At 70.7% G+C, this 22962-nt stretch carries 18 protein-coding genes and 1 pseudogene; 11 read left to right on the top strand and 8 right to left on the bottom strand.

Features of this window, described 5'->3' with window-relative positions; translation table 11 throughout:
• The first annotated feature begins 13 nt into the window (after window positions 1-13).
• Together F1D61_RS21730 and F1D61_RS21725 are read left to right on the top strand one after the other, a co-directional pair.
• Window positions 14-211: a hypothetical protein gene (locus F1D61_RS21730; RefSeq protein ID WP_203154120.1), complete on the top strand. Its 198-nt coding sequence runs from the start codon at window positions 14-16 to the stop codon at window positions 209-211.
• 173 nt (window positions 212-384) lie between these two features.
• Window positions 385-1077: a DUF2490 domain-containing protein gene (locus F1D61_RS21725; protein ID WP_203154118.1), complete on the top strand. Its 693-nt coding sequence runs from the start codon at window positions 385-387 to the stop codon at window positions 1075-1077.
• 13 nt (window positions 1078-1090) lie between these two features.
• Here the strand turns inward: F1D61_RS21725 and F1D61_RS21720 are convergent, their stop codons facing one another.
• Window positions 1091-1525: a tellurite resistance TerB family protein gene (locus F1D61_RS21720; protein WP_203154116.1), complete on the bottom strand. Its 435-nt coding sequence runs from the start codon at window positions 1523-1525 to the stop codon at window positions 1091-1093.
• A gap of 95 nt (window positions 1526-1620) precedes the next feature.
• Complete coding sequence (locus F1D61_RS21715) at window positions 1621-2430, bottom strand: formate/nitrite transporter family protein (protein ID WP_203154114.1); 810 nt, start codon at window positions 2428-2430, stop codon at window positions 1621-1623.
• 154 nt (window positions 2431-2584) lie between these two features.
• Between F1D61_RS21715 and F1D61_RS21710 the strand changes: the two genes are divergently transcribed.
• Entirely contained in the window at window positions 2585-3844 is a 1260-nt protein-coding gene (locus F1D61_RS21710) for an alpha-hydroxy acid oxidase (RefSeq protein WP_203154112.1), read from the top strand.
• Window positions 3845-4285: 441 nt separating this feature from the next.
• Here the strand turns inward: F1D61_RS21710 and F1D61_RS21705 are convergent, their stop codons facing one another.
• From F1D61_RS21705 to F1D61_RS21695, 3 genes are all read right to left on the bottom strand, one after another.
• Complete coding sequence (locus tag F1D61_RS21705; RefSeq protein WP_203154110.1) at window positions 4286-5980, bottom strand: AMP-binding protein; 1695 nt, start codon at window positions 5978-5980, stop codon at window positions 4286-4288.
• A gap of 76 nt (window positions 5981-6056) precedes the next feature.
• Window positions 6057-6782, bottom strand: coding sequence for a hypothetical protein (locus F1D61_RS21700; RefSeq protein WP_203154108.1), 726 nt, complete (start codon window positions 6780-6782; stop codon window positions 6057-6059).
• 26 nt (window positions 6783-6808) lie between these two features.
• Window positions 6809-8320, bottom strand: coding sequence for a leucyl aminopeptidase (locus F1D61_RS21695; RefSeq protein ID WP_203154106.1), 1512 nt, complete (start codon window positions 8318-8320; stop codon window positions 6809-6811).
• Window positions 8321-8555: 235 nt separating this feature from the next.
• Here F1D61_RS21695 and lptF point away from each other — a divergent pair, with 235 nt between their 5' ends.
• From lptF to rsmA, 5 genes and pseudogenes are all read left to right on the top strand, one after another.
• Window positions 8556-9722 (top strand): LPS export ABC transporter permease LptF, encoded by a 1167-nt coding sequence (gene lptF, locus F1D61_RS21690; protein WP_203154104.1) that lies wholly within the window; start codon window positions 8556-8558, stop codon window positions 9720-9722.
• Window positions 9723-9728: 6 nt separating this feature from the next.
• Window positions 9729-10817, top strand: a complete 1089-nt coding sequence (gene lptG, locus F1D61_RS21685) for an LPS export ABC transporter permease LptG (RefSeq protein ID WP_203154102.1) — start codon at window positions 9729-9731, stop codon at window positions 10815-10817.
• Window positions 10818-10861: 44 nt separating this feature from the next.
• Entirely contained in the window at window positions 10862-13483 is a 2622-nt protein-coding gene (locus F1D61_RS21680) for an LPS-assembly protein LptD (RefSeq protein WP_203159199.1), read from the top strand.
• Window positions 13484-13569: 86 nt separating this feature from the next.
• On the top strand, window positions 13570-14586 hold the full coding sequence (pdxA, locus tag F1D61_RS21675) for a 4-hydroxythreonine-4-phosphate dehydrogenase PdxA (protein WP_203154100.1): 1017 nt from the start codon (window positions 13570-13572) through the stop codon (window positions 14584-14586).
• Window positions 14583-15418: pseudogene (gene rsmA, locus F1D61_RS21670) on the top strand (16S rRNA (adenine(1518)-N(6)/adenine(1519)-N(6))-dimethyltransferase RsmA). The gene pdxA and the pseudogene rsmA overlap by 4 nt, the downstream one beginning before the upstream one ends.
• A 139-nt stretch (window positions 15419-15557) precedes the next feature.
• On the opposite strand, the gene F1D61_RS21665 reads toward rsmA, so the two are convergent.
• Both F1D61_RS21665 and purH read right to left on the bottom strand, forming a co-directional pair.
• Complete coding sequence (locus tag F1D61_RS21665; protein ID WP_203154098.1) at window positions 15558-16841, bottom strand: DUF3422 family protein; 1284 nt, start codon at window positions 16839-16841, stop codon at window positions 15558-15560.
• Between the two features lie 76 nt (window positions 16842-16917).
• Window positions 16918-18534, bottom strand: coding sequence for a bifunctional phosphoribosylaminoimidazolecarboxamide formyltransferase/IMP cyclohydrolase (gene purH / locus F1D61_RS21660; protein WP_203154096.1), 1617 nt, complete (start codon window positions 18532-18534; stop codon window positions 16918-16920).
• 273 nt (window positions 18535-18807) lie between these two features.
• Between purH and F1D61_RS21655 the strand changes: the two genes are divergently transcribed.
• Both F1D61_RS21655 and F1D61_RS21650 read left to right on the top strand, forming a co-directional pair.
• A complete protein-coding gene (locus tag F1D61_RS21655) occupies window positions 18808-20145 on the top strand; it encodes a hemolysin family protein (protein ID WP_203154094.1) in 1338 nt (445 codons plus the stop codon).
• A 109-nt stretch (window positions 20146-20254) separates the two neighbouring features.
• Window positions 20255-20662 (top strand): EF-hand domain-containing protein, encoded by a 408-nt coding sequence (locus F1D61_RS21650; RefSeq protein WP_203154092.1) that lies wholly within the window; start codon window positions 20255-20257, stop codon window positions 20660-20662.
• Between the two features lie 50 nt (window positions 20663-20712).
• Here the strand turns inward: F1D61_RS21650 and F1D61_RS21645 are convergent, their stop codons facing one another.
• Window positions 20713-20946 (bottom strand): hypothetical protein, encoded by a 234-nt coding sequence (locus F1D61_RS21645; protein WP_203154090.1) that lies wholly within the window; start codon window positions 20944-20946, stop codon window positions 20713-20715.
• A 322-nt stretch (window positions 20947-21268) separates the two neighbouring features.
• Here F1D61_RS21645 and F1D61_RS21640 point away from each other — a divergent pair, with 322 nt between their 5' ends.
• Window positions 21269-22309 (top strand): adenylate/guanylate cyclase domain-containing protein, encoded by a 1041-nt coding sequence (locus tag F1D61_RS21640; RefSeq protein ID WP_203159198.1) that lies wholly within the window; start codon window positions 21269-21271, stop codon window positions 22307-22309.
• Window positions 22310-22962: the final 653 nt, after the last annotated feature.

Here is a 22962-nt window from a genome sequence, read left to right as displayed (position 1 = left end):
AGGGATTGGTGCCGTGACCTACAAGTTCAAGCTGAACCAGCGCGTGCGGATGGTGCGGTCCGGATCCTCCGACGCCCATGCCAGCGACATGGATTCCTTCGAGGTCGTGCGCCTGATGCCGGAGGATCGCAGCGGGGAAGCCGCCTATCGCATCCGGTCACGGATGGGCGAGCGCGCGGTCCGGGAGAGCGAGATCGTCGCCCTCCTCTGAAGCCTCGACGGTCCCGGGATTACCCGCAGGGGGAAGGCCGCCGCTCCTCCGTGGCGCCCCCGCAACGATCTGGAAACATTGCCGGCTCATCGGGCGCGAAGCGCCTCGACCGCGCGTGCGACAGGACGGATAATCCCGTCGAGATACGCACGGGCGCATCCGATGGAGCAGGCATGATCGCGACCGGACGTCTGCTCGCTCTCTTGCCCGCCCTGTGGCTCGCGGCCTCGATCCCGCCGGCGGCGGCGCAAGCCGATCACGACGGGCAGCTCTGGATCAATGCCACGGCCTTCGGCAGCGTCGGTTCGTTCGCGATGTTCGCCGAGGTGCAGCCGCGCTTCGGCGACGGTCCCTCGCGGCTCGACCAGCTCATCGTGCGGCCGGCGATCGGCTGGAAGATCTCGGACGCCGTCACCGTCTACCAGGGCTATGCCCGGGTCGAGAACACGCCGCTCGGTGGGCGCTCCTTCTCGGAGGATCGCAGCTTCCAGCAGGTCGGCTGGGAGATCGGGATGGTCGAGGGCGTGAGGCTCTCCTCGCGCACGCGGTTCGAGCAGCGCGTCCAGACCAACGGGCGGAACACCGGCTTTCGCCTGCGCCAGATGCTGCGCGCCGCCCTCCCGCTGACCGGGGACACGAACGGCGTCTCCGCCCTGGCCTGGAGCGAGGCCTTCGTGGCGTTCAACGACACCGATTGGGGGGCGCGGGCCGGCTTCGACCGGGTCCGCACCTTCGTCGGGCTGGAAGTGCCGCTCGAGGGCAGGTCGACCCTGGAGATCGGCTACCTGAACCAGGCCGTCAGCGCGCCGGCCGCCCAGGTGACGATGGACCACATCATCTCGCTGACCCTGTCCGTGCGGCGGTGAACGCGGACCGCGATCAGGCTAGCAGCGCGTCCCGGTCGAGGTCGAGCGCCGTCGCCACCTCGGTCAGGGCGCGGTGCTCGGACGGGCTGATGCCCTCGAAATCCGCGACGTCGGCGGCGATGAGGAAGACGCTCTGGCGCTGCTCCGCCGGGCGCTCGGCCAGGGCCTCGATGAAGTGGAGGTTCTGCATCCGCCCGGCCCGGGTGCGGGCGCGGCCGATCGCGTCGTAGAGCTCTTCCTCCAGCATCAGGCTGTCATAACCCTTCTCGAGGATCGGGTCGGCGAGCATGCCCTTCAGCGCCGCCTCGAACTCCGCCCCGGCGACCTCGCCGTCGGCCACGATCACGTTGGCGCAGGCCGACACCGCGGCCTTCATCAGCGGGGCGTCGCCCGCATAGGCCGTCACCGTCTGCTTGAACCGGCCGAAGGCCGCCTGGACGAGGCTCATGGGACTCCCTTATGCGCAACAGACTGCCCTCTCCTTATCAAGGGCGGCGGGGAGAGAAAATCGGCAGCCTGCCGCAGCGCAGCATGTCCGCTCGGTCAGAGTTCCTGCCGGACCTGGGCATGCGCCAGGAGCGCGAACAGGCCGGTTCCGCCGATCACGTTGCCGACGAGCGCCGGCAGGATCATCCCGCCGACGACCCGGGCCGGACCGGCCTCGCCGGAGACGAGCAGCAGGAAGGCTTCCGCTGCACCCGCCACCACGTGGGTGAAGTCGCCGAGCGCGATCGCGAAGGTGAGGGTGAAGACGATCCAGAACTCGCCCCCGCTCGACGCCGCCCGCAGCCACGCCACGGTGGCGATCAGGAAGCCGGCGGGGATGCCCTGGAGCAGGAGAGCGGAGGGCGCCTTGTGCATCAGGCTCTCGCGCGACACCGCCAGCATCGCGTCGAGCAGGGCCGGGCTGACCACGTGGCCGTGAACGGTGAGTGAGGCGGCTGCGGCGGTGCCCAGCAGGTTGCCGAGGAGCACGATCCCCCAGAGCCGGGCCGTCGCCGCGAGCGCCCGCCGGCTCGGCCGGGTGACGAGCGGCAGCACGGTCACGATCGTCTGCTCGGTGAAGAGCTGCAGCCGTCCGAGGATCACGATCAGGAAGCCCAGCGGATAGCCGAGCTGCGAGACGAGGGTGCGGCCGGCCATCCCCTCCGGCAGCTTGTGGTGCAGCGCGCCCTGCGCGATCACCGAGGCGATGATGGCGACGCCGGCCGCGAGCCCCGACCAGAACAGGGAACCGGCGGGGCGCTCCAGTTCCTCCCGGCCCTGCTTGCGCACCACCTCGTGGACGATGGTGGCGCGCGGCGCCGAGCGGTCCTCGATCTCGCTGCGCTCGTCCTCGTCGAGATCCGCCATGATGCCGCCCTACCGCCCGCAAGAGGATGTGTGCGGGTTCGACGCCGGGCATCTTCCGCCGTTCCCCTTTCGCGGCGGCCGGTTGCGAGCCGCCGCGCGCCGATGCTACCGGACATCCAAGACCTGAATTCGAGAATCGAACGGGGAGGCAAGCGTGGATGCAGACGAGCGCCGCACGGGGCGGGCTCTCGCCCCCCGGCCGTCCTCCGCCCTGACGAAGCAGCCGATGCCGGCGGCCGCGCCCGCCGTCCCGACCCGCCTGACGGCACGGCTGCAACGGGCCTACGCCATCGCCGACCTGCGCGCCCAGGCGGCCCGGCGGCTGCCGAAGGCGGTGTTCGACTTCATCGACGGCGGCGCCGAGGACGAGCGCACCCTGCGCGACAACGTCGAGGCCTTCGACGCCTGGATGCTGATGCCGCGGGTCGGCATCGATGTCGGCACCCGCGACCTGTCCCGGTCGATCCTCGGATACCGGTCGTCGCTGCCGATCATGATGGCGCCGACCGGGCTCGCCGGCTTCTTCTGGCCCGACGGCGAGGCGGCAGGCGCGCGGGCCGCGTCCCGGGCCGGCCTCCCCTACTGCCTGTCGACCAACTCCGTCGCCTCGATCGAGCAGGTGGCGCAAGCCGTGCCCGAGGGCGAGCGCTGGTTCCAGCTCTACTTCCTGCGCGACCGCGACTGGATGCAGGCGCTCCTGCGCCGCGCCGCGGCGTCCCGCTACCGGGTGCTCTGCCTGACCGTCGACCTCGCGGTGCAGGGACGGCGCGAGCGCGACCTGCGCAACGCCTTCACCATGCCGCTCAAGCCCCGCCTCTCCACCGCCCTCGACCTCGCTCGGCGACCGGCCTGGCTCGCGGGGGCCGCCCGCTCGCGGCTGGGTTTCGGCAATTTCGAGGTGGCGGGCAGCGGCTTCACCAGCGTGGCGCAGCACGTCGCGTCGCTGTTCGACCCCTCGGCCAGCTGGGACGACATCGCGCGCATCCGCGACCAGTGGCGCGGCCCGATGGCGCTGAAGGGCCTGCTGCATCCGGGCGACGCCCAGAAGGCGGTGAATCTCGGCATCGAGGCGGTGATCGTCTCCAATCATGGCGGCCGCCAGCTCGACGACGTGCCGGCGGCGATCGCCGCCTTGCCCGACGTGGCCGAGGCGGTGTCGGGCCGGGCCGAGATCATCCTCGACGGCGGCGTGCGCCGCGGCACCGACGTGATCAAGGCGCTGGCGCTCGGCGCCACCGCCTGCAGCCTGGGGCGGCCGTTCCTCTGGGGCCTCTCGGCCGGCGGGACCGAGGGCGTCTCCCGGGCGATCGAGATCGTTCGGAGTGAACTCGACAACGCGATGACGCTGCTCGGGACGCCGACGCTCGACGCGATCACGCGGGATCATGTGCGGGCGCGGCGGGGTGGGGGGTGAGGGGCCCCGATCACCTGCTGACTCGCACACCCTTCGCCGTCATCCCTCGACTCTCCCCCCTACCCCGCTTGCAGCCCCATACTTCGATCTGGAAGGTCAAGCTATTGTAAAATTGAGTCTTTTTATCCCCATAGGGGCAGGGCTGCACACGGAATCGTCGAGACAGGAATGGCGCGGGTTTCCTCCTCTCCCCGCGGGCGGGGAGAGGGCCGACGACACCTTGTCGTGTCGTCGGCAAGCGGAGGCGAAAGCCGTAGCGAGGGTGAGGGGGTCTCGACGGATGAGACTCCTCCGGACACACCCCCTCACCCTCGCCCTCCGGGCTTGCTGCATCTCCTGAACGGAGACGCAGCCCTCTCCCCGCCCGCGGGGAGAGGGGAACCCGCGCCTATTCTTGTCCCTGGACGACCCCATCCTCGGGAGCGAGCGCTGGCGCGCCCCTCACCCCACCGCCTCCCCATCCCGCAGGGCCCGCCGCAGCACCTTGCCGACATTGGTCTTCGGCAGAGTGTCGCGGAAGACGATGCGGCGCGGCACCTTGTAGGCGGTGAGCCCTTCCCGGGCATAGGCGCGAAGCGCTTCCGCCGTCAGGTCGGGGTCGCGCCGGACCACGTGGGCGACGACGCTCTCGCCGGTCTCCGCCGCGGGCTCGCCGACCACCGCCACTTCGAGCACGCCGGGATGGGCGGCGAGCACGTCCTCGACCTCGTTCGGATAGACGTTGAAGCCGGAGACCAGGATCATGTCCTTCATCCGGTCGACGATGCGGACCTGGCCGTCGGGCTCGATCACCGCGATGTCGCCGGTGCGGAAGAAGCCGTCCGGGGTCATCGCCCGGGCGGTCTCGTCGGGCCGGCCCCAGTAGCCGGCCATCACCTGGGGTCCGCGCACGCAGAGCTCGCCGGGCTGGCCCAGCGGCAGGGTGGTGCCGGCGGCGTCGCGGATGCAGACCTCCGTCGAGGAGACCGGGTAGCCGATGGTGCCCGACCAGTCGTGCAGGTCCGGCGGGTTGATCGAGACCACCGGCGAGGTCTCCGACAGGCCGTAGCCCTCGATCACCGCCTTGCCGGTCGCGGTCTTCCAGCGCTTGGCCACCGGCCCCTGCATCGCCATGCCGCCCGCGATGGCATGTTCGAGCCGCGACCAGTCGACCCTGGCGAGGTCGGGATGGTTGAGGAGCGCGTTGAACAGGGTGTTGACGCCCGACAGGTTGGTGAAACTGTTCTTGCGCAGCAGCCCGACGAAGCCGTCGATGTCGCGCGGGTTCGGCACCAGCAGGCAGCAGGCGCCGAGCCGCATCATGAAGAAGAAGCAGCAGGTCAGCGCGAAGATGTGGTAGAGCGGCAGGGCGGTTACCATCACCCGGCCCGGCCCCTCGTCGTCGCGCATGCGGAACCAGACCCGGCTCTGCTCGACATTGGCGGCGACGTTGCGATGCGTCAGCATCGCCCCCTTCGACACGCCGGTGGTCCCGCCGGTATATTGCAGGAAGGCGAGGTCGTCGGGGCCGACCGCGACCGGCCGGAACGTCGCCTTGCGGCCCGCGGCGAGCGCCGCCCTGAAGCCGGTGCGGCGCGCCGCCGGCAGGGTGTAGGCCGGCACCGCCTTCTTGAGGTGGCGCGCCGCGAGCGTGATCAGCGAGCCCTTGAGCCCCAGCCCGTCGCCGGCGCCGGCCACCACCACCTGCTCGAGGCCGGGCAGGTCGGGCAGCGCCTCGGCGACCGTGTGACAGAAGTTCTCCAGCACGACGAGCACCCGGGCGCCGGCATCGCGCAGCTGGTGGGTGAGTTCGCGCGGGGTGTAGAGCGGGTTGACGTTGACGACCGTGGCCCCGGCGAGGAGCGCCCCGATCAGCGCGATGGGGAAGGCCGGCACGTTCGGCATCATGATGGCGACCCGGTCGCCCTTGCCGATGCCCTTCGCCTGGAGCCAGGCCGCCATCGCCCCGCCGTCGCGCCGCAGGGCCCCGAAGGTCAGGGAGGCGCCGAAGCACGTGATGGCCGGGCGGTCGGCGAAGCGTCCCGCGGCGGTCTCGATCAACTCGACGAGGGAACCGAGGGAGCTCGTCTCGATCTCCGCCGGGACGCTCGCGGGATAGGCGGCGAGCCAGGGCCGCGGCGGGGTGTTCGGTTCCATCGCGCTCGGCCCCTTGCCCATGAACTCTACCCTCCCTCGGGCCGGATGCTCTGACGGACTCCGGCTTTTCTCCCGGTTAGCCGCTCGCCCGAGGCGTTTCAACCGATGCGCGCCGGCCGGCCCGGGGGCCGAGCCGGCCGACGATCGCATGCGGCAGGAACGCCGCCAGCACGATGCAACCGGCCAGGGCCGCCTGCTCGCCCGACAGGGGCAGGCGCGGGAAGCCCGAGAGGCCGAGATCCCGTGCCGCCGCCAGCAGGGCGAAGGCGAAGGCGAGCGCGACGAGGCGCAGGAGCCCCCGGCCGAAGCCCCGCCAGCGGTCGCCGCGCCGCGGCAGGCCGCGGGCGACGAGGGCGGGGACGCCGATGGCGAAGCCGAAGACCAGGGCGGTCATCGAGAGACCGAGGCCTTGCGCCGCCATCATCGTCTGGCCGGACAGGAAGGCGACGCTGCCGACCGAGAAGCCGGTGCGCAGGACCAGCCCGCCATAGGTCGGGTGCAGCGACAGGCCCAGCACCAGGGCAAGGCCGAGGAGGGCGCCGAGCCAGCCGCGCCAGCCGGGGGCGACGACGGGCAGGAGCGCGACCCGCGCCAGCCCGTAGGCGATGCCTGCGAAGAACAGCGGGTAGCGGTCGGCGAAGAAGCCGTAGGCGTAACCGCCGAGGCCGGCCGCCTCGAGGCGGCCTTGCGTCGCGCCGGTCGCGGCGGCGAGCGCCACCACCGCCACGGCCGCCGTCAGGGGGATGGCAGCGAGTGCGGGAGCGGCGCGCCGCTCCCGCCCGCTGGATGGCAGGGAGGCCATCGGACCGGCGAAGGGCTTGCCGGCGCTCAGGCCTCGTAATGGTCGCGCACGAGGCGGTCGAGGAGGCGCACGCCCCACCCCGAGCCCCAGGAGCGGTTCGTCTCGGTGGCCGGCGAGCCCATCCCGACCCCGGCGATGTCGAGATGGATCCACGGCACGTCGTTGACGTAGCGCTTGAGGAACTGGGCCGCCGTGGCCGAGCCGCCGTGGCGGCCGCCGGTATTCTTCATGTCGGCGAATTTCGACTCGATGAGCTTGTCGAAGCCCGGCGCCAGCGGCATCCGCCAGACCTTCTCGCCGGTGGCCTCGCCCGCCGCCGAGAGGCGCTGCGCCAATTCGTCGTTGTTCGAGAACATGCCGGCGAATTCCTGGCCGAGGGCGACCAGGATCGCGCCGGTCAGGGTCGCGAGATCGATCATGAAGCGGGGCTTGTAGGTCTGCTGGACGTGCCAGAGCACGTCGGCGAGCACCAGGCGGCCTTCCGCGTCGGTGTTGATAATCTCGATCGTCTGGCCGGACAGCGAGGTGACGATGTCGCCGGGGCGCTGGGCCTTGCCGTCGGGCATGTTCTCGACGAGGCCGATGGCGCCGAGCGCGTTGACCTTGGCCTTGCGGCTGGCGAGCGCGTGCATCAGGCCGACGACGCAGGCCGCGCCGGCCATGTCGCCCTTCATGTCCTCCATGCCGCCGCTCCCCTTGATGGAGACGCCGCCGGAATCGAAGGTCACGCCCTTGCCGATGAACGCCACCGGGGCCTCGGAGGAGTCCTCGGCGCCGTTCCAGCGCATGATGACGACCCGGGCCTCCTTGGACGAGCCCTGCGCGACGGCGAGCAGCGCCCGCATGCCGAGCTTCTTCATGTCCTTCTCGTCGAGGATCTCGATCTCGACGCCGAGCTTCTCCAGGCCTGCCGCGCGGCGGGCGAATTCCTCCGGGTCGAGGACGTTCGGCGGCTCGTTCACCAGTTCGCGGGCGAGGATCACGCCCTCGGCCAGCCCCTCGGCCCCGCGCATGGCCTTCTTGAGGCCGGCATTCTCGGGCACCAGCAGGGTCAGGCGCCCTGCCCCGCCCGTCTCCTCGGCCTCCGGCGACTTCTTGCTCTTGTAGCGGTCGAACTTGTAGGTGCGAAGCCGCGCCCCCATCGCGAAGGCCGCGACCTCGTCGGAGCCGGGCGCGGTGCCGGGCCATTCGAGCACCAGGGTGGCCGAGCGGCTGCCGAGCTTGCCGGCGGTGTAGCCCCCGAGCGTCGCCCAGTCGCGGGCGGCCGCCTCGTCGGAGCCGGTGCCGATCACCACCAGCCGCTCGGCCGACAGGCCCGTCGGGGCGGTGAGCACCATCGCGCTCGACGCCTTGCCCTTGAACCGCTCGACGTTCGCCGCCCGCGTCACCAGCTCGGCCGCGCCGGGACCGGCGATCTCGGCCGCCCGCGGCGACAGGGCGAGGTCCTCGCCCACGAACAGCACGAGGTCGCCACCAGGCTTGGCGTGCGCCCCGGACGCGGCGAGGGATTCGATCTCGATGCTGATGCCGTCCGCCATGGCGCTGCTTTCGTCCCGTTCCTTGGATCGCGCGCTTCCTGTGAAGGGCGCCGCGTCAGGTCCTGTGTAGCGGCCCGATGCCGTCGAGCGCAACGCGGCCCATGTGTGGCGGGAGGGGCGCGCCCGCCCGCAAAAGGCCGCACTTGCCGTGCTTGAGGCCCCCCGATGCTTGTGCGGCCGGCGGGGGGCGCCTAACCATCATCCACGCGGGAGGGGGCCCGACCGCAGCCGGCCGATGAAGCAGATCGAGCGATACATCTTCCGCATCGCCCTCGGGGCCTTCCTGTCGTGCCTGATCGGCCTCACCGGCGTGATCTGGGTGACGCAGGCCCTGCGCGAGCTGGACCTCATTACCGCCAAGGGCCAGACCCTGCTGATCTTCTTCCTGATCACCGGGCTGTCGCTGCCGACCCTGATCACCGTGATCGCGCCGGTCGCCCTGTTCATCGCGGTGGTCTACGCGCTCAACAAGCTCAACGGCGATTCCGAGCTGATCGTGATGAGCGCGGCGGGCATGTCGCCGCGCCACCTGATGCGGCCGTTCCTGACGCTGGCCCTCATCGTCAGCGCGGCGATCGGCTTCCTGACCATCCAGGTGATGCCGTCGAGCTTCCAGGAACTGCGCGACGTGCTGACCCGGGTGCGGGGCGACTTCATCGCCAACGTGGTCAAGGAAGGCCAGTTCACGACGCTCGACAGCGGCATCACCTTCCATTTCCGCGAGCGGGCGCCGAACGGCGCACTGCTCGGCATCTTCATGCAGGACCGGCGCGAGGCGGGGAAGATGGTGGTCTACCTCGCCGAGCGCGGCCAGGCGGTCGATCTCGACGGCCAGACCTACCTCGTGCTCGAGAAGGGCAGCATCCACCGCCAGCAGCCGGGCAGCCGCGATTCGTCGATCATCACCTTCCAGCGCTACGCCGTCGACCTCGCGGCGTTCACGCCGCCGGATGCCGACACGATCTACAAGCCGCGCGAGCGCTCGACCGTGCAGCTGATGTTCCCGGACGCCAACGAGACCTACTACAAGCTCACCAAGGGCCGCTTCCGGGCCGAATTGCACGACCGGCTGTCGTCCTGGCTCTATCCCTTGGCGCTCGGGCTGATCGCCTTCGCGGCGCTGGGCGATCCCCGCACCACCCGCCAGGGCCGCGGGCTCGCGGTCGCCGGCGCCATCGCGGCAGTGGTGGCCCTGCGCATCGCGGGCTTTGCCGCCGCGAGCGCGGCGGTACGCAGCCAGGGCGCGGTAGTGGCGGTCTATGCCGTGCCGCTCGTGGCGATCCTCCTGTCCCTCCTCGTCGCCACCCAGGGCAACCGGGTGCGGGCGTTCAATGCCGGGGTCGCGGCGCGCTTTCGCCGGCTCTCGGGATCGGTCCCGGTCCTGCGGACGAAGGCCGGCTGACCCGCGATGCTGATCGGCTTCACCCTCGGCCGCTACCTGGCCGCCCGCTTCCTGCGCATGATCCTGGGGGTCTTCCTCACGGTCTTCGCCCTCGTCTACACCCTCGACTTCGTCGAGCTGATGCGCCGCGCCGGCGATGCCGAGGGCGCCTCGGCCGCCGTGATGGCGCGGCTGGCCCTCTTCCGCACGCCCGCCGTGGCCGAGCAGGTGCTGCCCTTCGCGATCCTGTTCGGCGCCATGGCGGCGCTCCTCCAGCTCAGCCGCAAGCTCGAACTGGTGGTGGCGCGGGCCGCCGGCATCTCGGCCTGGCAGTTCCTCCAGCCGGGCGTCGTGGTGGCGCTCGGCATCGGCGCCTTCACGGTCGGGGTCTACAACCCGGTCTCGGCCGAGCTGAAGCAGCGCTCGACCGAGATCGAGGCCAAGATCTTCGCCCGCTCGGGGAAAGCCGCCTCCGGCAAGGACCTGTGGATCCGCCAGCGCAGCCTCGACGGCCAGGCGATCATCCGGGCCGAGACCGCGATCGAGGGCACCACGACGCTCGCCGGCGTCGCGGTCTTCACCTTCGACGATGCCGGCGCCTTCACCCAGCAGATGCAGGCGGCCCGGGCCATCCTGCATGACGGCTACTGGGAGTTGCAGGACGTGCGCGTGCAAGGGCTCGACCAGGAGCCGCAGAGCTACGACACCTACCTGATCGCCTCGACGCTCGACCCCTCGCAGGTGCGCCAGCGCTTCACCCCGCCCGAATCCGTGCCTTTCTGGCAACTGCGCCAGACGATCGCCCGGACCGAGCGGGCGGGGCTCGACGCCACGCGTTACCGCCTTCAGTACGACGTGCTGCTGGCCCGGCCGGTGCTGTTCCTGGCGATGGTGCTGGTGGCGGCATCGGTTTCATTAAGGTTCTTCCGCTTTGGTGGCATCGGCAAGATGGTTCTCGGCGGCGTCGCGGCGGGCTTCGTGCTCTACGTGGCACGCCAGGTGATGGAGGGCCTCGGAGCCTCTGGATTGGTCGCGGCACCGGTGGCGGCGTGGTTCCCGGCCGTGGTAGGGAGTCTTCTCGGAACGCTCGCGCTTCTGCACCTGGAGGATGGCTGATGCCGGACCTCCGGAAAGGCGGCGCGGGGCTAGCGGGTGCGGGGATGGGTCGAGTCGTGCGTAAGGCCGCGGGTGCCGCGGTCACGGGATCCCTGACGGTGATGCTGGCCGCCGCCGTGACGGCGGGCGTGAGCGGCCCTGCGCATGCGCAAGGTACGCTCAACGACCGCCTGGCGGCCGGCTCGGCCAAGAACGCCGCCAAGGGCGGCGGCAACGAGCGCCTCCTCGTCGAGGCGAAGGAGCTCGTCTACGACAACGACCGCAACACGGTCTCGGCGGTCGGCAACGCCGAGCTGCATTACGGCCCGCGCACCCTGCTGGCCGATCGCGTCCGCTACGACCGCAACACCGGCCGGGTCTTCGCCGAGGGCAACGTCCGCCTCACTGACGAGACCGGCGCGGTCGTCACCGGCGACCGGATGGAGCTGACCGACGACTTCAAGTCGGGCTTCATCGATTCGCTGCGCATCCAGCAGACGATCGAGCAGCGCGGCCGCCCGGCCCGGGTGCGCTTCTCCGCCCCGCGGGCGGAGCGCGTCGAGGGCCAGACCACGACCTTCGAATACGGCACCTACACGGCCTGCGAGCCGTGCAAGGACCATCCCGAGCGGCCGCCCCTGTGGCAGGTCAAGGCGGCGCGGATCATCCACAACAACGAGGAGCGCCGGATCTACTACGAGGACTCGACCCTCGAAGTGGCCGGGATCCCGATCGCCTACCTGCCCTACTTCTACTCGCCCGACCCGACGGTGCGGCGCGACACCGGCTTCCTAGCGCCGCACTTCGTGTCCTCGAACGTGCTCGGCTACGGCATCGGCACGCCGTTCTTCTGGAACATCGCGCCCGATTACGACCTCACCGTCGAGCCGACCTTCCTGTCGAAGCAGGGTGTGCTCGGCCAGGCCGAGTGGCGCCAGCGGCTGGCCAACGGCTTCTACAACGTCCGCATCAGCGGCATCTTCCAGTCGACGCCGAGCGCCTTCCTGCCCGGCCCCCTCGGCTCGGGCGACCGCGACTTCCGCGGCTCGATCGAATCGGCCGGCCAGTTCTACCTCGCCCCGAACTGGCGCGCCGGCTGGGACGTCGTCGGCGTCACCGACAAGTGGTTCCTCGACAATTACCGCATCCGCAACCAGACGATCAGCACGGACTACTTCCGTGAGGCGGTCTCCACCGCCTACCTGATCGGCCAGGGCGACCGCTCGTGGTTCGAGGCGCGGGGCTACTACTTCAAGGGCCTGTCGACCTTCGACTGGCAGAAGCAGCAGCCGATCGTCGCCCCGGTGATCGACTACGACAAGCGCCGCGACGGGCCCGACCCGATCGGCGGCGAGGTACGGTTCCAGGCGAACTTCACCCACCTGACCCGGGACGCGACCCAGTACACCCAGATCCCGCGCACCGGGACCTACCTGCTCAGCCCGAGCGTCAACGGCATCACCTTCCCGCTCTACAGCACCTGCTCGGTGTTCGAGCGCGGGCAGTGCCTGGTGAGCGGGCTGGCCGGCGACACCACCCGGGCCACCGCCCAGGTGTCGTGGCGGCGCACCTTCACGGACGAGTTCGGCCAGCGCTGGCAGCCCTTCGCCTACCTGCGCGGCGACGCCTTCTTCGTGAACCCGAACACGACCGGCTTCCAGAACAACGAAGTCACCAACCTGTTCTCGCCCGAGTCGAACTTTTCCGGCCGGGTGATGCCGGCGGTCGGCCTCGAATACCGCTATCCCTTCGTCGCCGACCTGGGCCCGCTCGGCGTCCACACCGTGTCGCCGGTCGCCCAGGTGATCGCGCGGCCGAGCGAGACCAAGATCGGCCGCCTGCCGAACGAGGACGCGCAGAGCCTCGTCTTCGACGACACCTCGCTGTTCGCCTGGGACAAGTTCTCCGGCTACGACCGGGTCGAGGGCGGCGTGCGCGCCAATCTCGGCGCGGAATACTCGATCACCGGCCGCAACGGCTTCTACATGAACGCGATGTTCGGCGAGTCGATCGCGCTCGCCGGCGTCAACTCGTTCCGCCGCGGCGACATCGACAATGTCGGCCGCAATTCCGGCCTGGAAACCACCCGCTCGGACTTCGTCTCGCGGTTCCAGGTCTCGCCGAACCAGAACATCAGCTTCATCACCCGGGCCCGGTTCGACAACTCGACCTTCGCGCTCAAGCGCTTCGAGAGCGGCATCACGGCAAAGTTCGCACCGTTCCTGCCGCTCGAGACCTCGCTGATCTACGCCCGCTACGAGGCGCAGCCCGAGCTCGGCTTCGACCGACGCCGCGAGGGCCTGCAGGCCTCGGCCCTCTACAACATCACGCCGAACTGGTTCGTCACCGGCCAGGTGCTGTTCGACCTCTCGCACTATCTCCAGGTGCGCGAGTTCTACGCCACCGCGGCCCAGTCCTATTTCCTCAACCCCGTCGGCACCGCGCCGACCTACGACCGGGCCGACAAGTTCTACGTCTCGTCGTCGGGCCTCGGCTTCGGCTACCGCGACGAGTGCACGACGATCTCGCTCAACTACCTGTCCTCGCCGATCGAGACGGCGTCGGGCCTGCGCGAGCGCAACCGCACCTTCCTGCTCCGGATCGAGCTGCGCACCCTCGGCGAGGCGAATTTCCGCCAGAACCTCAGCACCACCACGACGGCGGACGGCATCGCCACGGCCCGGTGACGGGCCGGGCGACCGAGGTGGGCGCTTGCCCGGCAGGAGCCGGGATGCGATGGCGCGAGAACGCGCCACCAGCGAACGGAACCGCGATGACCACAGCCCTCGCGCTGACACAGGGCGACCCGGCCGGGATCGGCCCGGAGATCACCCTGCGGGCCTGGCTCGCCCGGGAGGAGCACGGGCTGGCCCCGTTCTTCGTGATCGGCGACCCGGATTTCTTGGAAAAGATCGCCGCCCGGCTCGGGCTCGCGGTGCCGCTGGCGGAAGCCACGCCCGAGAGTGCGGCCCAGGCCTTCGCCCGGGCCCTGCCGGTGGTGCGGCTGCCTGGAAACATCACCGTCGCGGCCGAGCCCGGCACCCCCGATCCGGCGACCGCCGCCGGCACGCTGGCCTCGATCGACGAGGCGGTGCGGCTGGTGCAGGCGGGCCGGGCGCCTGCCCTCGTCACCAACCCGATCGCCAAGCACGTGCTCTACGAGGCGGGCTTCCGCCATCCCGGCCATACCGAGTACCTGGCCGCCCTCGCCGCCGCGCCCGGCGAAAACCCGCCGACGCCCGTGATGCTGCTGTGGTCCGAGGCGCTGGCCGTGGTGCCGGTGACGATCCACGTGGCGTTGCGCCGGGTGCCGGAGCTGCTGACCGCCGACCTCGTCGTCGAGACCGCCCGCATCGTCGAGTCCGACATGCGGACCCGCTTCGGCCTGTCCGCCCCGCGCCTGGTGCTCGCCGGGCTCAACCCGCATGCCGGCGAGGCCGGGACGATGGGCACCGAGGATCGCGACGTGCTGGCGCCCGCGATCGAGCGCCTGCGGGCGGAGGGCATCCGGATCACCGGCCCGCACCCGGCCGACACGCTGTTCCACGCCCGCGCCCGGGCCACCTACGACGTGGCGCTCGCCCCGACCCACGACCAGGCCCTGATCCCGATCAAGACGCTCGCCTTCGACGAGGGCGTGAACGTGACCCTCGGGCTGCCGTTCCTGCGCACCTCGCCCGATCACGGCACCGCCTTCGACATCGCCGGCAAGGGCCTGGCCAAGCCCGACAGCCTGATCGCCGCCCTCAAGCTCGCCGGGCGGCTGACCCGGACGGGAGCCTCGGCATGAGCGCGCCGGACGGTCTGCCGCCCCTGCGCGAGGTGGTGCAGGCGCACGACCTGATGCCGCGCCGGTCGCTGGGCCAGAACTTCCTGTTCGACCTGAACCTCACCGGCCGGATCGCCCGTTCCTCGGGTCCGCTCGAGGGGGTGACGGTGGTCGAGGTCGGCCCCGGTCCCGGCGGCCTGACCCGGGCGCTGCTGATGCATGGCGCGGCGCGCGTGATCGCGGTCGAGCGCGACCCCCGCGCCCTGCCGGCGCTCGCCGAGATCGCCGCCCACTATCCCGGCCGCCTGGAGGTGGTGGAGGCGGACGCGCTGGAATTCGATCCCAGGCCGCTGGTCGGTGAGGGCCCGGCCCGGATCGTCGCCAACCTCCCTTACAATGTCGGCACGCAGCTTCTCACCGGCTGGCTCACGGCGGAGGCCTGGCCGCCCTGGTGGGAGTCGCTGACCCTGATGTTCCAGCGCGAGGTGGCCGAGCGCATCGTCGCCGACGAGGGCGACCGGGCGAATTACGGCCGCCTCGGCGTGCTGTGCGGCTGGCGGACCAAGGCCCAGATCCTGTTCGACGTGCCGCCCTCGGCCTTCGTGCCGCCGCCCAAGGTGACCTCGAGCGTGGTGCGGCTGGTGCCGCGGCCCGAGCCCCTGCCCTGCCGGGTCCGGGCGCTCGAAACCGTGACCGGCGCCGCCTTCGGCCAGCGCCGCAAGATGCTGCGCCAGAGCCTGAAGGCCGCCACCCCGACCCCGCCCGCCTGCTCGCCGCCGCCGGCATCCCCGAGACGGCGAGGGCCGAGGAGGTGCCGGTGGCGGGGTTCGTGGCGATGGCGCAGGTGCTGTAGGTCTTCGACATCGACGCGATGCGCGCTTCCGATCACCCCAACCGTGTCGGAAGACCTCCGCGTCGTCCGGGCTCCGCTTGCGGCCCCGGACCGACGCGGAGGTCTTCAGAACAGGCAGGGCGACGCGAAAACCGCCCGCTCAATGCCCGCCCGGCTCCGCATGCGCCCGCCGGATCCGCCGCACCGTCCACCACACCCCGACCAGCACCAGCGGCACCGCGAAGGCCGTCCCGATCGTCGCATCGACCGGGACCCCGGCATGGTGCGCGCCCTCCAGCACGTGGTGGACGAGGCTCGCGACGTAGTAGGTGATCGCCGCGACCGAGAGGCCTTCCACGGTCTGCTGCAGGCGGAGCTGCAGGCGCACCCGGTCGTTCATCGCCTGGAGCTGGGCCTGGTTCTGGCGCTCCAGCTCGATGTCGACCCGGGTGCGCAGCATCTGGGCGGCGCGGGCGAGGCGGCGGGAGAGCAGGTCCTGGCGGTCGGCGGTCACCAGGCAGGTGCGGATCGCTGGGTTGTAGCGCCGGGCGAGGAACATCGACCAGCTGGTCTGGCCGGGCAGCGCGTGCTCGGCCGCCGCCGAGAGGCGCAGGCGCACCAGTTCGTCGTAGGCCCGGGTCGCGCCGAAGCGGAACATCGTGCGCGACGACCCAGCCTCCAGCTCGGCGGCGAGCGCGATCAGCCGGTCGAGGAGGGCGTGGTTCTCGGCAAAGCCCTCGCTGGTCCGCATCGCCTCCATCAGGGTCGGCAGCTCGGTCTCGATCCGGCGGATCGTCGGGCCTAGACTCTGCGCCTCCGGCAGCCCGAGAAGCGCCAGCGTCCGGTAGGTCTCGATCTCCAGGAGGCGCTGCACCAGGGCGCCGGCCCCGAGCCGGCTCAGGCGCCGGTCGGCGACGACGATGCGGACATAGCCGTGCGGATCGGGCTGGAAGTCGGTGGCGATCACCGCCGCCCCGCCCTCCGCATCCGCCATGGCGAGCGAGGCGGCGTTGAAGGTCGAGACGATCTCCGGCGGCATCCCGCCCTCCACCGCCGGCAGGAGGTGCAGGTCGACCGCGACGAGGAGCGGGCCGGGCTGGGCCAGCTCCGCCATCGCCCCCTCGAGGGCGTCGGGCTGGGGCTGGAACGCCTGCCCCTGGGCGTCGCCGTATTCCCAGGTATAGGTGGTGAACTCGCTGTGGCTCTCCCAGCGCAGGATCGCGCCGGAGAACACCACCCGGTGCTGCTTGGCCCCCGGCGCCGGGCCGGGATGGCCCAGGCCCGTGCAATAGGCCTCGAGCGCGTCGCGATCGGCCGCCGCCGCGTCGCCGTCGGTCAGGAAGGCGTAGTGCAGGAAGCGGCGGGGCGTCTTGACCGGGGTGAACGGCCGGGCATGGACCTCCGCCAGCACCCGCGCCCGCAGGGGGTGTTCGTCCAGCCGCATCGTGCCCGCCTCTCCTCACGTCGCCGTGAGGCTTGGCCGAGGCCGGCCCGTCGGTCAACGGGCCGGCGTCATGCCATCAGTGCCGGAAGTGGCGGTGGCCGGTCAGCACCATGGCGAGACCCGCCTCGTCGGCGGCGCGGATCACGTCGTCGTCGCGCATCGAGCCGCCGGGCTGGATCACCGCGGTGGCCCCGGCCTCGGCCGCCGCGAGCAGGCCGTCGGCGAAGGGGAAGAAGGCGTCGGACGCCACCACCGCGCCGCGGGCGAGGCTCTCCGGCAGGCCGGCGGCCTTGGCGGCTTCCGCGGCCTTCCAGGCGGCGATGCGGGAGGAATCGACCCGCGACATCTGCCCGGCGCCGATGCCGACCGTCGCGCCATCCTTGGCATACACGATGGCGTTCGACTTGACGTGCTTGGCGACCCGGAAGGCGAAGCGGAGATCCGACAATTCGGCCTCGGTCGGGGCGCGCTTCGTCACGACCTTCAGCGGCATGTCGTCGACGACGGCATTGTCGCGGTCCTGCACCAGGAAGCCGCCCGCCACCGTGCGCCAGGCCTGGCCGGGGCTCCGGGGATCGGCGATGCCGCCGGTGGTGAGGAGGCGCAGGTTCTTCTTGGCGCCGACGATCGCGGCCGCCTCCTCGGTGGCGTCGGGGGCGATGATCACCTCGGTGAAGATCTCGACGATCTTCCTTGCCGCCTCCGCGTCGAGGGTGCGGTTGAGCGCGACGATGCCGCCGAAGGCCGAGACCGGATCGCAGAGCAGGGCCCGCTCGTAGGCCTCGACCAGGCTCGAGCCCTCCGCGACGCCGCACGGATTGGCGTGCTTGACGATGACCACCGCGGCTTTGCGGGCGGGATCGAACTCGCTCACCGCCTCGAAGGCGGCGTCGGTGTCGTTGATGTTGTTGTAGGACAGCTCCTTGCCCTGGAGCTGGCGGGCGGTCGCGACGCCCGGGCGCGGGGCGCCGGCGGTGCGGTAGAACGCGGCCTTCATGTGCGGGTTCTCGCCATAGCGAAGCCCTTGCGCCAGCGTCCCGCCCAGCGCCTGAAAAACTGGCGCCCGGAAGGTCTGGGCCTCCGGCGCGGCCGCGATCTCGCCGGCGAGCCAGGTCGAGATGGCGGCGTCGTAGGAGGCGGTGCGCGCATAGGCCTTCTGGGCGAGGCGCCGGCGGGTCGCGAGGGTGACCGCGCCGTCATGAGCGTCGAGATCGGCGAGCACCGTGGCGTAATCCGCCACGTCGACCACCACCGCGACGTCCTTGTGGTTCTTGGCCGCCGCACGGATCATCGCCGGGCCGCCGATGTCGATGTTCTCGATGCAGTCGGCCGCGGGCTTGCCCGCCGCCAGCGTCGCCTCGAAGGGGTAGAGGTTGACGACGAGGAGATCGATCGCCGCGATGCCGTGGGCCAGCATGGCGGCCTGGTGCTCCGGGTTGTCGCGGACGGCCAGCAGCCCGCCATGCACGCCCGGATGCAGGGTCTTCACCCGCCCGTCCATCATCTCGGGAAATCCGGTGAGGTCCGAGACTTCCGTGACCGTCAATCCGGCCTCGGTCAGCGCCCGGTGGGTGCCGCCGGTCGAGACCAGGGTGACGCCGCGGGCGGCGAGCGCGCGGGCGAACTCCACCAGCCCGGTCTTGTCCGAGACGGAGAGGAGCGCGCGGGAGATGCGGGACAGGTCGCTCGCCATGAATGCCACCGGGTCTTTCGGTCGTGGGCCTGCGGCCCGCGGAAAAACCCGAGCCGGCACAGGAATTTCCGGGGCGCCTAGCAGAAACCGCCGATCGAGGCCAGATGTTGCGCCGCAAAACGGTGTGAAGCGTCCCTCGACTTACTCCGCGGCATCGGCCGTGGAGGAAGCGGCCCCCGCGCATTCTGACGGATAGGCTCTCGAGGGCAGACTTGCTATGAGGGGGCAGGCCGCCTCCGACCCCGGGCGCGGCCGGTTGCGCCACGGGAGGCGGTGATTTTCTCCGACAGTCCCTGGGGGACGGGCCTCGGCCTGTTCGCCATCGTGTTCCTGGTCTTCGCGAACGGGTTCTTCGTCGCGGCCGAGTTCGCCCTGGTGGCGGTCCGGCGCAGCCGGGTCCAGGAGCTCGTAGCCGAGAAGCGGGTCAATGCCGGCGCCCTGCAACGGGCGGTCGACAGCCTGGATTCGCATCTCGCGGCCACGCAGCTCGGCATCACCATCTCGTCCCTGGCGCTGGGCTGGGTCGGCGAGCCGGCGCTCGCCCACCTGATCGAGCCGCTGCTCGCCTTCCTGCCCCAGGGCGCGAGCACGGCCGGCGCCCATGCCATCGCGGTGGTGTTCTCGTTCGTGGTCATCACCTCGCTGCACATCGTGCTGGGCGAGCTGGCGCCGAAGAGCCTGGCGCTCCAGCGCAGCGAGCGCACGGCGCTCGCCATCGTGCGGCCCCTGCGGGTGTTCCTGCTGGTCTTCCGCCCGGCGATCTCGTTCCTCAACGGGCTCGGCAACGGCGTGCTGCGCCTGTGCGGCCTGCAGCCCGGCTCGGGCGAGGGTTCGCTGCACTCCACCGCCGAGCTGTCGCTCCTGGTGGCGGCGAGCCAGGAGGCCGGCCTGATCCAGGAATCGCAGCAGGCGGCGGTGCAGCGCATCTTCGGCATCGGCGAGCGCCGGGTGCGGGACATCATGACCCCGCGCCACGAGGTCGACTGGATCGACGTCGAGGACCCGCGCGAGGCGGTGCTGGAGACGATCCGCGCCTGCCGTCACGAGCAGCTGGTGGCGAGCCGGGGCGAGATCCACGAGATCGTCGGCGTGCTGCGCAAGCAGGACGTGCTCAACCAGCTCCTCGACGGGGCGCCGATCACCCTCGACACGATCATCCGCGAGCCGATCGTCGTGCATGAGGGCATGCCGATCCTGCGGGTGCTCGAGACCTTCAAGGCCAAGCCCGTCCGGATGGCGATCGTCGTCGACGAGTACGGCGACCTCGAAGGCATCGTCACCCAGACCGACCTCCTCGAGGCGATCGCCGGCGACATCCCGGAGACCGACGACGACGAGCCGATGGTGGTCGAGCGCCAGGACGGCTCGCTGCTGATCGACGGGATGATGCCGGCGGTCGACGCCTTCGACCGTCTCGGCCTGACCGAGCGGCCCGACAACGACGACTTCTCGACGCTCGCCGGATTCGTGATCTTCCAGCTCGGCCGCATCCCGACGGCCGGCGACGGGTTCGAGCGCAACGGCTGGCGCTTCGAGGTCGTCGACATGGACGGGCGCCGGGTCGACAAGGTGCTGGTCGAAAAGGTGGGACGCGAATCTTCCCCAGCGTGAATCGGGGTTGCAAACCTTCCTGGTGCGGTTAGGTATGCAATTGCCAGATTATCCCGGGCCGCCCCTCGCGAGAGAGGGTGCGCCCGGCTTCAGCTATGGAGATCGCACCATGATCCTCAACCGGACTCTTCTTCTCGCCGCCCTCCTGGCCGCGCCGCTCGCCCTGCCCGTCTCGGCCGAGGCCAAGCCGAAGACCGACCGCACCATCGCGGCCGTCGACACCGATTCGGACGGCACGATCGATCTCGCCGAGGTCAAGGCCGCGGCCGGCGCGGTGTTCGACAAGCTCGAGAAGGATGCCGACGGCACCCTCGACACCAAGGAGCTGCAGGGCCGCGTCAGCCGCAAGGACATGAAGCAGGCCGATCCGGACAACGACGGCACCCTGGACAAGAACGAGTACCTCGCCCTGGCCGAGGCCCGCTTCAAGCTCGCCGACCCGGACAACGACGGCACCATCGATGCCAAGGAACTCCGCACCCCGGCCGGCAAGGCCCTGGCGCGCCTGCTGAAGTAATCTCGACGAGGAAGGGGGGCGGCCCGCGGCGGGCCGCCCCCCCTTCATGATCAGTCGCAGCGCTCGCTGTGCACGGTCTTGCTGTCGCCGTACTCGTTGGTCTTCTTGACGGTTTTGGTCTCGCAGCCGCCGACCGAGCCGGTCGACTCGACCGAGCGCTTCTCGATCACGGTGTTGCGCTCCACCGGAGCGGAATCGCGGCGGATCACCGTCACGTCGTCGGCGAGAGCCGGAACCGTGACGAGGGCACCGAGGGCTGCGAGGGTGACGAGGCGGAAGGACATGCCGATCTCCGGGCTTGAGCGTTGAATTGTGCTTCAAACGCCATGGTCAAGCCGAGAGTTCCTTAGTTTCTACTCAGTCTCGCGACGATCCGGGCGGCACCCCGAAACTTGGCCGTTTTGCGCCTTGCGGGTGCCCTGAAAACGGCGTGAATCGCGGTTGAATTGCCGCAGCGCCGCGGGCCGGACCTTTCGCCGAACCGTCGGGCCGCGCCAGGAGACCTCCACCGTGCCCGCAGCCGGCCCCGTCGACCGCAGCTCATCGGGAGAGGCGGCGCAAGCCGGCTTTCCGGCGCGCCTGGCGCAAGCCTGGCGCGTGGCCGGCTTGCCGATCCCGCAGCATGCCTGGTTCTGGATCGGCATCCTTCTGCTCAGCGCCGGGGCGGGCCTGCTCTACGACGCGCTGTTCCAGAACGGCATCCCGCTGGTGGCGGCGATCCACGGCTTCTTCATCGGCGCCTGCGCGCTGCTGATGGAGCGCGGCACGCTGCTGCCGCGGCTGCAGGCGCGACTGCGCCGCCTGCCGACCTTCCTGTACGTGCCGATCGCCGAGCTCGCCTATGTCGGGATGATCACCCTCGGGCATGCGACCGGGGGCGTGATCGTCTGGGTCACCGGCTTGACGCCCGAGCCCTTCGCGGTGGCGGTGGTGCCCTCGCTCCGGGTGCTGGTCTACGCGCTCGCCGTCTCGGCGCTCCTCGTCTTCGTGGTGCGGATGCGCGACCTGATCGGCGCCGAGGTGTTCGTCAACCTGCTGGTCGGCCGCTACCACCGGCCGGTGGAGGAGGAGCGCATCTTCCTGTTCGTCGACGTCGTCGGCTCGACGGCCTATGCGGAGACCCACGGCGCCCTCAAGACCCAGGCCTTCCTCGGCGCGGTCTTCGCGACCTTGGCCGAGCCGGTGCGGCGCTGCCAGGGCTCGACCGACGACTTCATCGGCGACATGGCGATGATCACCTGGCCGATGGCCCGCGGCCTTCAGGATGCGCGCTGCGTCGCCTGCGTGCTGGCGATCCAGGACAGCCTGGCCCGGGACGCGGCGGCCTGGCAGGAGCGGTTCGGCGCCGTGCCGCGCATCCGCGCCGCCCTGCATGGCGGGCCGGTGGTCACCGCCGAGGTCGGGGTCGACCGGCACAAGATCGCGTATTTCGGCGATGCGGTGAACGTCACGGCCCGGCTCGAGGCCCTGTGCCGGACCCTCGACGCGCCGGTGCTGATCTCCGGCGATCTCCTGGCCAAGCTGCCGCGCCTGCCCGACGGCGTGCGGGCCCGGCCGCTCGGCGAGCACGCGGTGCGCGGGCGCGACCAGGCCCTGGCGGTCGCCGCCCTGGAACACGCCCCACGCCCCGTCCGCGCCGCCGCCTGACGACGAGGCAGGGCGGGCGGTCAAGGGCTGTGCCGCCGGCATGACGGCACGCGGGCCGGATGACGGTATTCGGCCGGGCCCCGCCCCGTGGCCCGCCCGCCGACCCTGTCGGGGGCGACGTCGCCGCCGCCTTGAGCGCATCACGGGTGCCCTTCGAGGCGAGACGCCTCCGCGACAGGCGTCCGGCGCGATAGCGACACCACCATTCGTCAATCGACGATCGCGCCGGATGGCGGCGATCGCATGTCGAGCCAGGCACAGAGAAATATTCGCGGTCAATTGCTTCGTGCGTGATAGGAATGCGATATAATCAACTAGCTGGTGATCATGGCTGCGCCCGGCGACATCTTGTGGTTGCCGCCGGTCCGCGGGTTCCCGAGACCCTGTGCCGTCCATCGCCGACAAATGATCTTTGCATTGTTCGAAGGGTATGAGTCCAGTCCGTTCGACATAAGCCAAAGAGGATAGGGCCTGCGCGTCGCCCCGCATCGAGTTGGAGGGTAAGGCGCTAACGGTGAACTGAGCACAACCTGACCCTGTAGCTGGCCTTCGACAAGAATTCCGACGAGCGCTGGACCGAAGGCCGGAGTCGCTTCTTTTTTCTCTTGCGGTCGCTGCAACGACATCATAGTTGCACAGTTAAGCAAAGACAG

Origin of the sequence: Methylobacterium aquaticum, from assembly GCF_016804325.1 — a bacterium.
Lineage (GTDB): Bacteria > Pseudomonadota > Alphaproteobacteria > Rhizobiales > Beijerinckiaceae > Methylobacterium > Methylobacterium aquaticum_C.
This window is presented reverse-complemented; position numbering and strand designations above follow the sequence as displayed.

Coding starts and splice junctions, on each gene's coding strand:
- F1D61_RS21650 (WP_203154092.1), top strand. CDS start 20,255: ATGATCCTCAACCGGACTCTTCTTCTCGCCGCCCTCCTGGCCGCGCCG.
- F1D61_RS21680 (WP_203159199.1), top strand. CDS start 10,862: ATGGGTCGAGTCGTGCGTAAGGCCGCGGGTGCCGCGGTCACGGGATCC.
- F1D61_RS21665 (WP_203154098.1), bottom strand. CDS start 16,841: ATGCGGCTGGACGAACACCCCCTGCGGGCGCGGGTGCTGGCGGAGGTC.
- F1D61_RS21725 (WP_203154118.1), top strand. CDS start 385: ATGATCGCGACCGGACGTCTGCTCGCTCTCTTGCCCGCCCTGTGGCTC.
- F1D61_RS21720 (WP_203154116.1), bottom strand. CDS start 1,525: ATGAGCCTCGTCCAGGCGGCCTTCGGCCGGTTCAAGCAGACGGTGACG.
- purH (WP_203154096.1), bottom strand. CDS start 18,534: ATGGCGAGCGACCTGTCCCGCATCTCCCGCGCGCTCCTCTCCGTCTCG.
- F1D61_RS21700 (WP_203154108.1), bottom strand. CDS start 6,782: ATGGCCTCCCTGCCATCCAGCGGGCGGGAGCGGCGCGCCGCTCCCGCA.
- lptG (WP_203154102.1), top strand. CDS start 9,729: ATGCTGATCGGCTTCACCCTCGGCCGCTACCTGGCCGCCCGCTTCCTG.
- F1D61_RS21705 (WP_203154110.1), bottom strand. CDS start 5,980: ATGGAACCGAACACCCCGCCGCGGCCCTGGCTCGCCGCCTATCCCGCG.
- pdxA (WP_203154100.1), top strand. CDS start 13,570: ATGACCACAGCCCTCGCGCTGACACAGGGCGACCCGGCCGGGATCGGC.
- lptF (WP_203154104.1), top strand. CDS start 8,556: ATGAAGCAGATCGAGCGATACATCTTCCGCATCGCCCTCGGGGCCTTC.
- F1D61_RS21645 (WP_203154090.1), bottom strand. CDS start 20,946: ATGTCCTTCCGCCTCGTCACCCTCGCAGCCCTCGGTGCCCTCGTCACG.
- F1D61_RS21715 (WP_203154114.1), bottom strand. CDS start 2,430: ATGGCGGATCTCGACGAGGACGAGCGCAGCGAGATCGAGGACCGCTCG.
- F1D61_RS21695 (WP_203154106.1), bottom strand. CDS start 8,320: ATGGCGGACGGCATCAGCATCGAGATCGAATCCCTCGCCGCGTCCGGG.